This is a genomic window from Bacillus sp. cl96 (assembly GCF_900100505.1).
Taxonomy (GTDB): Bacteria; Bacillota; Bacilli; order Bacillales; family Bacillaceae_G; genus Bacillus_A; species Bacillus_A cereus.
The window spans coordinates 168,703-183,782 of sequence record NZ_FNDM01000003.1; the positions used below are offsets into that span (position 1 = coordinate 168,703).

Below are 15,080 nucleotides of genomic sequence, written 5' to 3' on the forward strand. Positions count from 1 at the left end.
TATGTTTTTTGTATTGATTGTATCAAATATAAAGCGAAGCATGAAATATGTCCCAACATAAAAGTAAGAATAAATAAAATGAAGTTTTCATAAATAGTAAAAGGGTGCTTATGTCATCAGTATAGCTAAGAAATGTTGTTACATATGAGAAGAGCGTGTTAATAAAATATGAGGTGGTTAAATGGGAAATGAGCAAGTGAAGTCTGTAAAGGAAGAAAAAAAGTTATGTCTTTGTATGATCGTTAAAAATGAGTCTAGAATTATGGAAAGATGTTTAAATGCAACAAAATCAATTGTAGACTTTGTTTCTATTTGTGATACTGGATCGACGGATAATACGCCTGAAATTATTGAAAATTGGTGTAAGGAAAATGAGATACCTGGGACGGTTCATCATGAGCCGTTTAAAAACTTTGGTTATAACAGAAGCTTAGCTGTTTCGTTAGCGCAAAAAACATACCCAGAAGCAGATTATTTATTAATATTAGATGCGGATATGATTTTAGAGGTTGATCCGAATTTCGATAAAACGAGCTTAACGGAAGATCATTATCTTACATTACAATATGATGTTCATATTAAATATTGGCTTACACGTCTTTTAAAAGCTTCTTTACCATGGAAATCTGTCGGTGTTACTCATGAGTATTGGGATATAGATCGTTCAAAAGTTGGAGCGAATTACAATACGAGGGTAGCTCGGTTAGAGACTCTTGTCGTGAATGATCCCGGAGATGGCGGGAGCAAAGCTGATAAATTTGAAAGAGATGAGAGGTTGTTGTTACAGGGAATAAACGACCCAGAAACAACGCCAGATTTGCATATAAGATATTTATTTTATTTAGCTCAGACTTATTTTCATTTAAGTCAATTTGAGAATTCAATTAAATGGTATAAAAAACGTGTGGAAGCAGGAGGATGGGTTGAAGAGGTATTCTATTCGTTATTGCGAATAGGATTTTGTTATGAGCAGTTAGCAAATCGTTCAGCAAATAAACAAAATGAAGTGACAGATGCTGATGAAAAAGAAACTGTTAAAGGGCAAGAAGAGCAATATTTAGCGTTAGCTGTTTTTTATTTTCAAAAAGCTTGGGAATATAGACCAACCCGGGCTGAACCATTATACCAACTTGCAAGGTTGTATCGATTACGATCTCAAAACAATATTGCTTTGATGTATGCTCTGCAAGGGAAGGAAATTCCTTTTCCAAAGGATGATCTACTATTTGTAGATTATCATGTGTATGATTACTTATTTGACTATGAAATTTCTATTAGTGCTTTCTATATACCTCATAAAAAACATTTAGGGGCGGTGTCGCAAAAGTATTTGGAATCGATAAAAGAAAAGATTCCATTTCATATAGCAAATATAGTAGAGAATAATGCGAAATTTTATTAAATACATTTTCGATTAAAGGAGTAGTGGAGTAATCATGGAATTAATACGATGGGCGATTGAACTAGGAGAATCGGTGCATGGAAATACGTATGAAGAATTGATGCCACTACTAGACTATTATTATGATCGTGATCATTTAAAAGCGTATTGTATCGCAAATCTTCTTTTAAACATGGATGTATTAGATGAGGACCGGGAAAGAATCGAATTAAGAAGATGCATCGCTGCTTATTATGCTGGATTATATAAAGTAGCAAGAAAACATGCAAATGAGTTGGTACTTAAACATCCGGATGTAGATCTATATAAAAATAATTTAAGATTAATGGAAGTTTATTTGAATAAAGAATATGATTATTGTCTTTTTATATGCCCAAAGACATACGGTAGTTTCATAGATATTGCGCGAGCTTTAAAGTGGAGGTTGGAGCAGGAGGGAAATACAGTAATTATATCAGAAACAATACTGGAAAATGTAAAGAATACAGTTGTTTTTGGAGCACATACATATGCATATAACCCGAACCTTCTTCCGAAAGATGCAATTGTTTATAATTTAGAACAGCTATACGAAGGAAGTCCATATGCGCACCCCCTTTATTTAATATTATTAAAAGATAGAGTGATTTGGGATTATAGTAAACAAAATATAGAATGGCTTAAACAAAAAGGGGTAGGAAAAGAAATAAAACATGTAGAAATGAACTATGCTCCAACTTTGGAAATAAAAAAAGATGCGTTTGAAGATGAAATTATTGAAGATATTGATATTCTGTTTATAGGTGCTCTTAATCCGAGGCGACAAGCTATTTTTGATCATCTAAAAGCGATTGCCCCGAATTTAAATATAGTTTTTAAAAATAATGCGTGGGGAATTGTTAGAAATGAATTGATTGCTAGAGCTAAAATTATATTAAATATTCATTTTTATTTATCAGGAATTCTTGAAACACCTCGCGTGTCTTATGCAGTCGCAAATAAGAAATTTATTATTTCCGAAAATAGTAATCCAGAAGATGAGGTAGAGTGGCCAGGAATTGTGTTTACTCCGTACGAAAAAATAATTGAAAACGTAATGAAATATATAGAATTACCAGAAGAACGGAAAAGATTAGCGGAAAAAGCATATAATCATTTTGAAGCAAATGAAAGTTTAGGTACATTGAGCATGAGAGATGAAACAAAGTAATTGTACAAAACTCATACGAAAGTATGAGTTCTTTTTTGTTTATCATACTATTTTATGAAACAAGTTAACTCTTTATATTGTGTTTTGTATAGAAATTTCTGATAATATATAAGTAGAACTTGAAAACAAAGGGGAGAAATAATCATGAAACTAGTCGTTATTAACGGTACACCAAGAAAATTTGGTCGAACTCGTGTGGTGGCAAAATATATTGCGGATCAATTTGAAGGGGAATTATATGATTTAGCAATTGAGGAGTTACCTTTATACAATGGAGAAGAGTCACAACGTGATTTAGAGGCAGTAAAAAAATTAAAAACGTTAGTGAAAGCTGCGGATGGGGTTGTATTATGTACACCAGAATATCATAATGCGATGAGCGGTGCGCTGAAAAACTCTTTAGATTACTTAAGTAGTAGTGAATTTATTCATAAACCAGTTGCATTGTTAGCGGTTGCTGGTGGCGGTAAAGGTGGAATAAATGCATTAAACAGCATGCGAACGGTCGCTAGAGGTGTTTATGCAAATGCAATTCCAAAACAAGTTGTGCTTGATGGATTACATGTGCAAGATGGTGAACTTGGAGAAGATGCAAAACCATTAATTCATGATGTAGTTAAAGAATTAAAAGCATATATGAGCGTATATAAAGAGGTGAAAAAACAACTAGGAGTGGAATGATATGTCCTCACTTTATCATGATTCTCGCTTGTATTACATTCTAGGAGCCAATAGTCTATCTGCTATTGGTTCCGGAATTGTTATGATAACGATTCCTTGGCTGTTAATTAAAGAGAGTGGAGGAGAGACAACATTTGGTTATGTTTCTATCATTGCAACCCTCATTATGTTTTTATTAACACCATTCATTGGGCAAAGTATTGATCGTTTTTCAAGAAAATCTTTATTGCTATGTAACGAAGGAATCGGAATAGCCGTAATCGGAATAATGGTTATATGGGGATTTGCTGGGCAACCTTATCATTCTATTCACTATATTCTTATTTATATAGCCGGATCATTCTACTATTTATTGTTTTATCCTACAATATTTGCGTTCAACCAAGAGATATTTCAAGCAGAACATTATAAAAGTTTAAGTGGAACGATGGAAATACAAGGACAGTTAACACAAGTTATTTCTGGAGCGGCTGCGAGCTTCTTAATTGAAATTGTATCTTTGAAGTGGATTTTGTTAGTAGACATGTTAACTTTTGCTGGAGCATTTTTTCTTTTCTTATGTATACCGTACGTAAAGAAAAAAGAAGTGAAAAGAAAAATAACATTTAAGAAGCAATTGTTTGAAGGAATTCACTTTATGAAAAAACGTCCTAAGCTCTTTTGGTTCTTACTGGCCACTTATATGCCGTTTATAGGTGTTATGATGGCAAATTATTTAATACCAGTTTATATTTCGGATATACTTAAAGCCAATGCCTCTGTATACGCAATAGAGGGCACGATGTACGGTGTCGGAGCGGTTGTTGCAGGAATCTGTATTCCACTCATAATGAAATATGTAAAAACAGAAGTTTCAATCGTTATGACGATGTTCATTTATGTAATTTCAATTACCGCAATGATTATTGAACCTTCCGTAATTTTCTTATATGGACTTGCAATTTTTCATGCAGTTGGAAATGCGGGTACAAGAGTGGCGAGAAATGTATTGATGATGGAGGAAATTCCAAACGAAGTAATGGGACGTGTAGACAGCTTATTTCGCCTAATTGGTACTGGAATACGAATTGTATTATTAATGCTGTTTACAGCGGGTGTATCTAAAGCCGGAGTAATGCTTCCGTTTTACGTATTAAGCTGCATATTGATCTTCTCATTAGGAATAGCTATTTATTATGTACTATCACAACGTAAAGTAGCGGCGAATGTTTCTAATAAATCAATCGTTTAAAAAACACTTCTGCCGCCCTTTCTTTTTCTGTATAATAAAAAGAAAGGGAGTGCAAACTTATTTATGAACAAATGGATCTTTCTTATCATTTTATTATTACCGCCACTATACATCATTTATATGACGTTTAGAATGAACAAAGTTGCTCGTGAAAAGTTGAGCTATCACTCTCCGTACGTTCTTATACTGGGTGCAAAGTTATTTGGAGATAGACCGTCTTTATCTCTTCAAAATCGTTTGGATGTAGCGGTGGAGTATTTATTTTCCCATCCTGAAGCGAAAGTAATTGTTTCAGGTGGTCAAGGAGAAGATGAAGATATACCGGAAGCTCACAGCATGAGAAACTATTTAATGGTACACGGTATAGATGAGAGTCGTATTTTAATAGAAGATCAATCTACAAATACGTATGAAAACTTAAAGTTTAGTATGGATTTATATAATGTGAAACATGCAGTAGTTGTAAGTAATACGTATCATTTATATCGAACGAAAATAATTGCAAAGCGTTTAGGCATGAAGATGGAGGCACTAGCTGCTGAAACACCAATTCGTTCTAAGAGAAAAATGTATGTTCGCGAATATGCTGCTATTATGAAAACAATATTGTTCGACCGTTAGAGCTCAAATGTGAGCTCTTTTTTAATTTAAAAGCGTATCATTTGAAATGAATGCCATATTCCATCAAAATAAAGGAAACAACATTAAAGGAGTTGTATTTGTGATTCAATTTAATCATGTGTCAAAATCGTATGAAGATGGCACGAAAGCAGTGGATTCATTGCATTTAGAAATTAAAAAGGGAGAATTTTTTGTTCTCATCGGTCCGAGTGGATGCGGGAAAACAACGACAATGAAGATGATTAATCGTTTAATCGAAACGACTGAAGGATCGATTTTAATCGATGGAAAAGATATTCAACAATATAATATAAACGAATTACGTTGGGATATAGGATACGTGTTGCAACAGATTGCTTTGTTTCCTCATATGACAATTGCTGAAAATATTGCAATTGTTCCTGAAATGAGGCAATGGAGCAAAAAAGAAATTAAAGCACGCGTCGATGAATTGTTACATATGGTTGGATTAGATCCGGATATTTATCGAAATCGTATGCCTGATGAATTGTCAGGAGGACAAAAACAACGTGTCGGTGTCGTGCGAGCATTAGCTGCAAACCCGAAAATCGTTCTTATGGATGAACCATTTAGTGCGTTAGATCCATTAAGTAGGGAACAGCTTCAGAAGGATATTGTACAGTTGCAAAAAAAGATTCAAAAAACAATCGTATTTGTAACACATGATATGCAAGAAGCATTATCACTTGGAGATCGCATTTGTATTATGAAAGAAGGAAAAGTTGTTCAACTAGATACACCAGAAGGAATTATACATAATCCGAAAAATGAATTTGTAGAGGAGTTTATTGGAAATCGCGGACGAACTTGGTATGAGGGGAAAAGTATAGCAGATGTATTGCCGCTTGATCAAAGTGTGCAATTAGAAGGGCAGGCGCTATCATTACATTCTTCTTTACAAGAAGCGTTAGTTCGTGTGCGTGATGAGGAGGTCGTTCCAGTTGAAAAAAACGGTCAATATATTGGAGCGTTAACAAGTCGTCATATTGTCAATTACATTGTTGAACAAATGAAGGAAAGAGGCTAAACAGTGACTAATTTTATACAAACGTTCCAAGAACGAAAAATAGAATTACTAACTGCATTAAGTGAGCATTTACAAATATCGCTTATTTCATTATTTTTTGCAGTAATTATAGCGGTGCCACTTGGCATCTTATTAACAAGAAAAGAACGAATGGCTGAATTTATAATAGGAACTTCTGCAGTAATGCAGACAGTGCCATCACTTGCATTACTCGGACTATTAATTCCATTAGTAGGAATCGGAAAACTTCCAGCGATTATCGCATTAGTTGTGTATGCACTATTACCTATTTTACGAAATACATATACAGGAATAAGGGAATTAGATGAATCTCTAATAGAAGCCGCGAAAGCTATGGGGATGAATAGTTGGAGAAGATTGTGGAAGGTAGAACTTCCTCTTGCATTGCCTATCATTATGGCCGGTATTCGTACAGCGATGGTATTAATTGTTGGAACGGCTACATTAGCAGCTCTCATTGGTGCTGGTGGGCTCGGTAAGCTTATACTATTAGGTATAGATCGAAATGATCATGCACTTATCATTTTAGGGGCCGTACCAGCCGCGTTACTCGCTTTATTCTTTGATATAGTACTTCGCATACTTGAACGACCGAAACGCTCTTCTAAGCGTGTTATATTGACGATATGTATTGTTTGTATAATGATTGCTTCTCCATTTCTTTGGAGTACAGAAAAGAAAGATATTGTTATTGCGGGCAAACTTGGATCAGAACCTGAAATTTTAATTCAAATGTATAAGCAGCTTATTGAACAAGATACAGATTTACACGTACAATTAAAACCAGGTCTTGGAAAAACAGCATTTGTATTTGAAGCGTTGAAATCAGGGGAAGTAGATATATATCCAGAATTTTCAGGAACAGCTTTATCTACTTTCGTGAAAGAAGAACCAAAGAGTACAAATCGTGATGAAGTATATGAGCAGGCTCGCATTGGAATGGAAAAGAAATATAATATGATTATGTTGAAGCCAATGGAGTATAACAATACATATGCACTAGCTATGCCGAAAAAAATAGCAGATCAAAAGAATATAAATACAATTTCTGATTTAGGGAATGTTGCACAGGAAGCCAAAGTAGGATTTACATTGGAATTTGCTGATCGTGAAGATGGTTATAAAGGAATGCAAAAATTATATAACTATAAGTTCTCGAATGTTAAAACGATGGAGCCGAAGCTGCGTTATAGCGCAATTGAATCTGGAGATGTTAACGTAATTGATGCATATTCAACAGATAGTGAATTGGAGCAATACGGACTGAAAGTGCTGAAAGATGATAAAGGGTTATTCCCACCTTATCAAGGAGCACCATTATTAAGAAAAGAAACGTTACAGAAATATCCCGAACTTGAAAAGGTATTAAATAAATTATCTGGAAAGATTACAGATGAAGAAATGCGAAAAATGAATTATGAAGTTAACGTAAATGGTAAAAGTAGTGAAGAAGTCGCAAAACAATTTTTACAAAAAGAGAAGTTACTTCGTTAAATTTACAAGAAATATACAAATTTATATGTTTGAAATGACCGTTCATTACAAAATGAGCGGTTTTTTTGTGCATACTTATACATTTTTTCAAAAAAGTATTCCATTTTTGCTCATTTTCTTTTAGAATAAGTAATGTTTTCCTGAAAAAATATAAGAGAAACGTCTATTAGAGAAAAAGGTGACTTTAATAGTTGAACGAACATAACACCTAGAATGACAGATGGGGTGGTACAAATAGAAAAGAAGTTAGGATTTTTTCCATTAATCGCATTAGTAGTTGGAACAATGGTTGGTGGCGGTGTTTTTAGTTTACCGCATGATTTAGCAGTAGGAGCAAACAGTGGTGCAATAATAATTGGCTGGTGTATTACAGCGATGGGAATGATTCCACTTGCGCTCGTATATCAAACGTTAGCAAGACAAAAACCGGAACTTGAAGGTGGAATTTATAGTTATGCACGTGCTGGTTTCGGTGAATATATTGGATTTAATAGTGCTTGGGGATATTGGCTAGCAGGAATCTTAGGTAATGTCGCAACAATTATGTTACTGTTTAGTACATTAGGTTATTTCTTTCCAATTTTCAAAGGAGGAAATAATGTTGCGTCTATCGTTGGGGCATCACTTTTATTATGGACACTTCATTTTTTAATTTTATTTGGAATCCGTGAAGCTTCTATTATGAATGTGATCGCAACAATAGGGAAGTTAGTTCCAATCGTTTTATTTATTGTTGTAATGGTAACAGCCTTTCGCTGGGACACATTTACACATGATTTTTGGGGAGAAGGAACGATCTCACTTTCCGCTATACTTGGTCAAGTGAAAAATACAATGCTTGTAACACTTTGGGTTTTCATTGGAGTTGAAGGAGCGGTTGTATTATCCGGAAGAGCGAAGAATAGTCGAGATGTTGGTAAGGCAACAGTATTGGGACTTATTTTAGTAATGTCCATTTATATTTTAATTTCTGTCCTGTCAATGGGAGCTATGACAAGAGGCGAACTTTCTGTGTTAGAAACTCCGTCCATGGGACATGTATTAGAGCACGTTGTTGGTCCATGGGGTGCAGTTGCGATTAACATCGGATTAGTTGCTTCACTTGTCGGTACATTAATTGGCTGGTTTTTACTTGTTTCTGAAATTTCTCATGTAGCAGGAAAAGATGGCGTATTTCCGAAAGTCTTTACGAAAACAAATAAGAAGCAAACACCGCACATGGCATTATGGATTTCAAATGGTGTTGCCCAAATTATATTTATCATCGTTTTGTTTTCGGAATCAACATATCAAATTATGTATTTCATTGCATCAACATCAATTTTATTACCATATTTATTATCAGCGTTATTCCAATTTAAATTAGTCATTACAAACGAACTAAAAGACGCTAAATTAAAAAATGGAGCGTTAGCTTTAATTGCTTCTATTTACTCTGTATGGCTTCTTTATGCAGCTGGTTTAAAGAATTTACTACTCGTTTCAATTGTGTATGGAATTGGAATTATTGTTTACACGTTTGCAAGAAAAGAACAAGGGAACCGTTGCTTTGTAGGTGCAGAGAAGTATGTGATGTGGGCAATTATTGTTGCGGCTATCACATCAATATATATGTTATTAACTGGAAATATAAAAATGTAAAAAGTCCTTTTCATTTAAAGGGCTTTTTTCTTTGTTTAGAGAATATTTACTACATAAGATATTCAGGAGGGATGAGAATGGAAGAAAAAGAACAGTTGTCTAGAATAATTGATTTAGCTAGTGAGTTAAGGAAAGTATTAGTGCAAGAATCTTTTTTTAATCATCATCCTGAACTAAGAGGAGTCATTGAAAATTTAGCAAGTTCTGTTGAAAATTTGGCGGAATTACAAATAAGTAAAGATGAAAACACTGAAGATCGATTACGTTACGTACTTGCGAAAATGAAAATTGCTCATAATGCAATTTTACAAGAGAAAAAAGCATTTCCTTCTCATTAATATAAGTTTTTATTTTGAACCTGGCGGATAACGTCAGGTTTTTTATTTCTAGTTTTTTGTTTCTTTCATACACTAAGAATAGTATGAAAAAAGAAGGTGACTAAGGTGAAATTACATAAAGCTCTTCAGCCAAGTTTTATAAAACGAATGTACTATATGAGATTTTTAGGGAAATTTACAAAAGCTGAGAAAGAGAAGAGTGGAGAGAATTTCTTTGTACACTGCTTATCGCCAATACCATTCACTTTACAGGAACAATTTACAAATGAACCATATGTATTTGAAGGGTTATGTAGCAATAAAAAGAATGAAAAAATCTTTTCGGAATTAAAGAAGAGGAAATTAGAAAAGCAATTAGTAATGTTTCGTCTTTATTATGAAAGAGGAAATGTATACGTGGAGTTAATATGTACAGAAGAACCGAAAGAAATAGCAAGCAGCTATAAAATGATTCCGGCACCTAAAGTTACAAATCATAAAAAAAGAGAATCTTTAGAGCGAAAACTTAGCAACGGTTATTTATCATTTCTTATGCCAAAATTTCCGAAAGACTTTGAGCCTCCCGAATTATTGTGGCACGATGGAAGACTGTACGGAAACATATCCCTAAAGTCATCAATTAGCTCAATCGCCTATTTTGAACAGAAACGTGAATGTAAATATATAAACTGCAGTGACTGGACGAAGTATGTAGAAATAGCGGTAGAAGATCAATTATATTTTGTAAGTGATTATGTATATGAGCAATTAAAAAAACGAATGCATGAAGAAGGTAAGCTAGTTGAAGTAGAGGATATAAAAATACAAAAAGATGAATGGGAATGGGATGAGCGTGAATCGTCCTTTTTACAGTATGTACAAAGTATGGTGCATAATAAAGGGTTATATTTGGATGAAACGGATATTTATAATTTCCATATAAGTGTAAAAACAAATATGTTAACGATTCTTGGTGGTATACCGGGCGTTGGGAAATCACGTTTTGTGCAAACTTATGCAGAAGCATTAGGGTTACAGTATGGGGAAGAGTTGGTTTGGATTCCAATTTCGCCATCGTATCAAGAACCACATGATTTACTTGGTTACCTTCATCCAAATGGTACTTTTATTGAATCTGAAGCGAAGTTAGTTAGGACGTTAATGAAGGCGAAAGAAAATCCAAATCAACTGTATATAATCGTTTTTGATGAAATGAACATGTCTCATATTGAGCATTGGTTTACTCCGTTTCTATCTGTTCTTGAACTTGAAACAAAAAATCGTATTTTAAACTTGTATGAGGGTGTACAGGACATAGAGAATTCAATTCCATCAACAATTGAAATTGGAGAAAATATTATATTTGTAGGTACTGTAAATTTTGATGAAACAACGAAAGAGCTCTCTGATCGATTATTAGACCGAACGAACCTAATAACGTTACAGAAAATTCCGTTTTGTGAGATGGGCATGGAACAGGGGAAAGTCGTATTACATCCACCTTTGAAAGTAACGGCTGGAGAATTTCGGATAAATTGGATGAGAAATAAAGCGATGATTGAAGTGTTTTCTGAAGAAGAATTAGAGCTATTAGATAAGTTGCATGTCGTATTGTCATCACATGACGCGTCTAAGGGAATTTCTTTCCGATGTGCAAATGCAATTGCGACTTATTTGCAAAACATACCGTTTCAAAATAACCATACCTATATGATTAGTAGAGAAGAGGGGTTTGATTTACAAATAAAGCAGCGTGTATTGACGAAAATCAGAGGGACCGAAATGATGGTTGGGCCTTTACTTTCTGAAGAAGCAAAAAGGGGGGCGACCTTAGTACCTCTTTTGCAATCTACACTTGCAAACAGAGTATCTACATTTGAACACTCTTTAGCATATATACGAGAAAAACGTAGAGAACTGGAGTTGTATGGATATGCAAAATGAAGGGCGTTATGAAACAAAAATCGTTGATACGAATGAAACGCTCCCTTTTGTATTAAAGTTAATCATTGGAAATGAGGGGAAAGGAGATTATATTTTATTAAATCGTCTTTGTACATCTACTACAGCATTAGTTCAATGTATTTATAAAGTACAAGAATTAAAACCAATAAGATTGCAGTACAATTATGAAATCCCAATGAATATTACTTTTATATGGAATAAAGTATATGAGGGACAGAAAAATATAAAAGAGGCTCAATATGAAATAAATGAAAAAAAACAAAGAGTATTAATATATGAACACGGGAAAACAGAATTCTTTTATCCATGGCGCTGTGGTCTATACCATTTTGAAGTGCGTATAGAAGATACAACGTATTATGGCGCATTTCAAATCGTACCGAAAAACTTTTTTGATGATCAATTTGAAATGATTCAAGACTATGTGAAGTCAATTTTAAATGAGTTGATTTTGGATAGAGGTTACTATAAAAAAACCTTCTCTGCACTTAGCGATATTGAGGATTCTTCTTATTTAGTGTTACTTAGAAAGTTACCGCAAAAAATGAAAATGATAAAGCAAATCTTTAAGAAAATAGAATCAAGCTCAAAATTTATAAATGAATATAAATGGGAAGGAAAAGAGCGAAAGCCAACAAGAAAAGGAACTATAGTGGCAGAACGAAAACCTTATGCCAAACATTATAATCGTAAGTTTATGGAACAAAAAAATAGTAAGGAAAATGCATTTCTTAAATATAAAGCGATGCAATTTTATCATTATTTAATTGAAGCTAAAAGTTTTTTACGTCAAACAATTGAAATATTAGAAAGAGAAAAAAAGAAAAAATCAGAAGAGTTTCAAGCTGTAAAAACGATTATACAAACAATTGAGCGTAATGGATCAGTAACCGATAGAGAGAAGCAAAAATATAAAAATATACATTTACTAAAAGAAGCCGATTTACGAAAGAGCTCAATGAAAATACAAGAATATAAAATATTGGCGCATATTGTGCATGAAAATGTACAATACTTTCAAATGTTAATGCACTCTTCATTTTGGAGGGAAGTTACTGAAACAAGTAACATGAACTTACATGATTTACCGATACCACATCAACAATTACTACATCATTTAGAAGTACTCCCGCAATATACGGATCAATCTCCATCATTATTATTTGTTTATAAGCCAACGTTTTTAGTGTATGAATATTACGCTTTTTTTATCGTTATTTCACTTTTAGAGCAAATTGGTTTTGAGGCTAGAAACTCCATCCGTGAACAAATACAAGAACATTTTTATGTAGATGGATTACAAGATGGAACGACAGTAGTTTTAGAACGAGATGATATAAAGGTGCATGTCGCATTTAATGACTTAATTGAAACACATCCTCTTATTGCATTAAGTAAAGGTAGTAATTTTTACAATGGTGAGGATACGAAGAAGCCAGATATTCGCTTAGACTGTTATGTAAAAGAAGATGGGAAATACGTATATAAATCTTCTATTATTATTGAAGTGAAGTATAGTCCAATGTACAATATTTTTCAGCACGTCGGAAATACGAAAGCAACTGAGCAAATGTATAAGTACTGGTCTATAAAGTATGTAGAAGAACAGGATGGAAAGCGAGTCTATTATCGAAGGTCAATTTATGAAGTCATTTGTGTATATCCAGGAAGCCATATGCATAGTAAAAAAATTGAGTCTGGATGCGGTGTTTTCTTGCAGTTATATCCATATAAGACGAAACAAGGGGAAGAGAAATTAGCTGGAAAACATGGGATGGTACAAATTTTTGAAAAATGGCTAAAAAGCATTAAGAAGTAAAAGAAATCCTTTTTCATAAAGGATTTCTTTAGATTAAGAAGAATTATATGCTGTATGGAAAGAAACGTAGTGTAATTTAGATTTGAAAAGTGCTACAAATGTGTTATTAAAAGGAATGTGAGCGCGGGATAAAAGTCGATTAAATTGGAATCTAATTCATTTTGCAGAATATAATAAGTCATAAATATTTTTAGTTGCATACGAAGATTTGTTCTTATATGATAGATAGTGAAAGCGTTATCAAAAAACAGAGCGGCGATGGGAAAGGCGGTTAAATATGTTCCAGCGTGTTCAAACAAAGGAAGAACATTTTGGGTTCGAGCAACTATGGGGAGATTTTTGTGAAGAAAGAAACTTAATGTTCGTAGAACGTAATTTAAATCCATCACGATTTTTATTAATAGAAGATGAACATCCTATTGGTACAGTAGAATGTATTAAGTATACGGTACCTGAACAATCGAATTCTGAGTTTTTCTATCCGTTTTCTAAAAATGATTTAGTAAAAGATTTGAAGAATGTATATGAAATAGGCAAGTTAAGTATTTCGAAAACGTCTCGTGGAAGAGGACATTTCAAAAGGCTAACAGCTATTTTATTTATACATGCGTTAGAAACAAAAGCTGAATGGTACATTGCAGCAGTAACAAAAAGAATGTATATGTATTTACTTACACTTGGTTTTCCAATTGAACCAATAGATAATCCTTTTCAGTTTCATGATACTTTACAAGGTGTACCAGTAAGAATTCATGCTCGAAAAGGGGTTACGCATTTGTATTCTTTAAAAGAATTTCGTGATGTGATTCAAGGGAATGCTCATGCACAGGCATTAATTACAGAATACAGTAAAAATATTATGTTAACGAAATAAAGCGAAGTGAATATGTATAATAAAGAGAATAATATTTGTATAGGATATAACTCTTCATTAAAAAAGACCCTTATTATTTTAATAAGGGTCTAAAAATTATAATCCAAATATACTAAAAATCATTTTGCGGCGCTTCGGTTTCTTTTCTCGTTCATATGTTGGTTTTGAATCTGGAGTAATATAAATGGGTTCTTCTTTCGTTAGGGCAGCTTCTAACTTTTGAATTCGCTCTAACATTTCCTCCATTTCACGACGGTGTTGTAAAAGTTGGTACGTGACGACATCATTTGCCTTATCTTGCATTTGTTCTTCCATTCGATCAAGTCTTCTCGTAATAGTGTTTAATTGATTAGCTAATTGCTCAAAATCATTCGATGATATGTTTTGAACAATTGTATTAACTTGAGTTTTTAATTCCTCAACTTCATTTGAGGAAGCCTTTTGAGTAGATTGAGAATTTTGAGATTGCTCTATTTGAAATCGATGGTGTTCTAACATTTGATCGACATCCTCTTGTGTGAAAATAAAGTGGCCATATTTGTTTTTCTCTATCGTAAGATTTAATTGTTGCGCGATCCGGACAACAGCCTTTGGGCTAACACCTAATTTCTTTGCGATAAATGGTGTTTTATATTCCAAAATAATCCCTCCTATATATATCCTGTTGAATGATTTCGAGCTATGAAGTAAGTTCCCTTCTAGTGCGACAAAAGAAGTGTGGAATCGGCAAAGAAAGTGTTTTTTCACGAAATTGAGTTGAGGAGAATAGTTCTTTTA

The 15,080-nt window shown here is 33.5% G+C and carries 13 protein-coding genes; 12 read left to right on the forward strand and 1 reads right to left on the reverse strand.

The window, feature by feature from the left end; genetic code table 11:
- Window positions 1-181 precede the first annotated feature (181 nt).
- The 12 genes from BLT20_RS08490 (at window position 182) to BLT20_RS08545 (ending at window position 14,303) form a co-directional block, all read left to right on the forward strand.
- Window positions 182-1,402, forward strand: coding sequence for a glycosyltransferase (locus BLT20_RS08490; protein ID WP_000526219.1), 1,221 nt, complete (start codon window positions 182-184; stop codon window positions 1,400-1,402).
- 34 nt (window positions 1,403-1,436) lie between these two features.
- A complete protein-coding gene (locus tag BLT20_RS08495; protein ID WP_000420428.1) occupies window positions 1,437-2,591 on the forward strand; it encodes a CgeB family protein in 1,155 nt (384 codons plus the stop codon).
- A 144-nt stretch (window positions 2,592-2,735) separates the two neighbouring features.
- The gene (locus tag BLT20_RS08500; RefSeq protein ID WP_000780355.1) at window positions 2,736-3,272 is read left to right on the forward strand and encodes an NADPH-dependent FMN reductase; all 537 of its coding nucleotides are present in this window, start codon (window positions 2,736-2,738) and stop codon (window positions 3,270-3,272) included.
- A 1-nt stretch (window position 3,273) separates the two neighbouring features.
- The gene (locus tag BLT20_RS08505) at window positions 3,274-4,503 is read left to right on the forward strand and encodes an MFS transporter (RefSeq protein WP_000097165.1); all 1,230 of its coding nucleotides are present in this window, start codon (window positions 3,274-3,276) and stop codon (window positions 4,501-4,503) included.
- Window positions 4,504-4,566: 63 nt separating this feature from the next.
- Entirely contained in the window at window positions 4,567-5,124 is a 558-nt protein-coding gene (locus BLT20_RS08510; RefSeq protein WP_001045715.1) for a YdcF family protein, read from the forward strand.
- Window positions 5,125-5,224: 100 nt separating this feature from the next.
- Window positions 5,225-6,172, forward strand: a complete 948-nt coding sequence (locus tag BLT20_RS08515) for an ABC transporter ATP-binding protein (protein ID WP_000614067.1) — start codon at window positions 5,225-5,227, stop codon at window positions 6,170-6,172.
- Between the two features lie 3 nt (window positions 6,173-6,175).
- A complete protein-coding gene (locus tag BLT20_RS08520; RefSeq protein WP_000181014.1) occupies window positions 6,176-7,687 on the forward strand; it encodes an ABC transporter permease/substrate-binding protein in 1,512 nt (503 codons plus the stop codon).
- A gap of 213 nt (window positions 7,688-7,900) precedes the next feature.
- The gene (locus tag BLT20_RS08525; RefSeq protein ID WP_000129444.1) at window positions 7,901-9,328 is read left to right on the forward strand and encodes a basic amino acid/polyamine antiporter; all 1,428 of its coding nucleotides are present in this window, start codon (window positions 7,901-7,903) and stop codon (window positions 9,326-9,328) included.
- Window positions 9,329-9,405: 77 nt separating this feature from the next.
- A complete protein-coding gene (locus BLT20_RS08530; RefSeq protein ID WP_000391446.1) occupies window positions 9,406-9,666 on the forward strand; it encodes a hypothetical protein in 261 nt (86 codons plus the stop codon).
- A gap of 105 nt (window positions 9,667-9,771) precedes the next feature.
- Window positions 9,772-11,589, forward strand: a complete 1,818-nt coding sequence (locus BLT20_RS08535) for an AAA family ATPase (RefSeq protein WP_000766187.1) — start codon at window positions 9,772-9,774, stop codon at window positions 11,587-11,589.
- The gene (locus BLT20_RS08540) at window positions 11,579-13,429 is read left to right on the forward strand and encodes a hypothetical protein (protein ID WP_001178729.1); all 1,851 of its coding nucleotides are present in this window, start codon (window positions 11,579-11,581) and stop codon (window positions 13,427-13,429) included. The genes BLT20_RS08535 and BLT20_RS08540 overlap by 11 nt, the downstream gene beginning before the upstream one ends.
- A 277-nt stretch (window positions 13,430-13,706) precedes the next feature.
- Window positions 13,707-14,303 carry a hypothetical protein gene (locus BLT20_RS08545; RefSeq protein WP_000487796.1) on the forward strand — a complete coding sequence of 199 codons (597 nt, stop codon included), beginning with the start codon at window positions 13,707-13,709 and terminating at the stop codon, window positions 14,301-14,303.
- Window positions 14,304-14,399: 96 nt separating this feature from the next.
- On the opposite strand, the gene racA is transcribed toward BLT20_RS08545, so the two are convergent.
- Entirely contained in the window at window positions 14,400-14,942 is a 543-nt protein-coding gene (racA, locus tag BLT20_RS08550; protein ID WP_000456023.1) for a chromosome-anchoring protein RacA, read from the reverse strand.
- Window positions 14,943-15,080: the final 138 nt, after the last annotated feature.

Bases quoted from the DNA above. Each gene is read 5' to 3' on its own strand.
- BLT20_RS08490 (WP_000526219.1), top strand. From the start codon at position 182: ATGGGAAATGAGCAAGTGAAGTCTGTAAAGGAAGAAAAAAAGTTATGT.
- BLT20_RS08495 (WP_000420428.1), top strand. From the start codon at position 1,437: ATGGAATTAATACGATGGGCGATTGAACTAGGAGAATCGGTGCATGGA.
- BLT20_RS08500 (WP_000780355.1), top strand. From the start codon at position 2,736: ATGAAACTAGTCGTTATTAACGGTACACCAAGAAAATTTGGTCGAACT.
- BLT20_RS08505 (WP_000097165.1), top strand. From the start codon at position 3,274: ATGTCCTCACTTTATCATGATTCTCGCTTGTATTACATTCTAGGAGCC.
- BLT20_RS08510 (WP_001045715.1), top strand. From the start codon at position 4,567: ATGAACAAATGGATCTTTCTTATCATTTTATTATTACCGCCACTATAC.
- BLT20_RS08525 (WP_000129444.1), top strand. From the start codon at position 7,901: ATGACAGATGGGGTGGTACAAATAGAAAAGAAGTTAGGATTTTTTCCA.
- BLT20_RS08530 (WP_000391446.1), top strand. From the start codon at position 9,406: ATGGAAGAAAAAGAACAGTTGTCTAGAATAATTGATTTAGCTAGTGAG.
- BLT20_RS08540 (WP_001178729.1), top strand. From the start codon at position 11,579: ATGCAAAATGAAGGGCGTTATGAAACAAAAATCGTTGATACGAATGAA.
- BLT20_RS08545 (WP_000487796.1), top strand. From the start codon at position 13,707: ATGTTCCAGCGTGTTCAAACAAAGGAAGAACATTTTGGGTTCGAGCAA.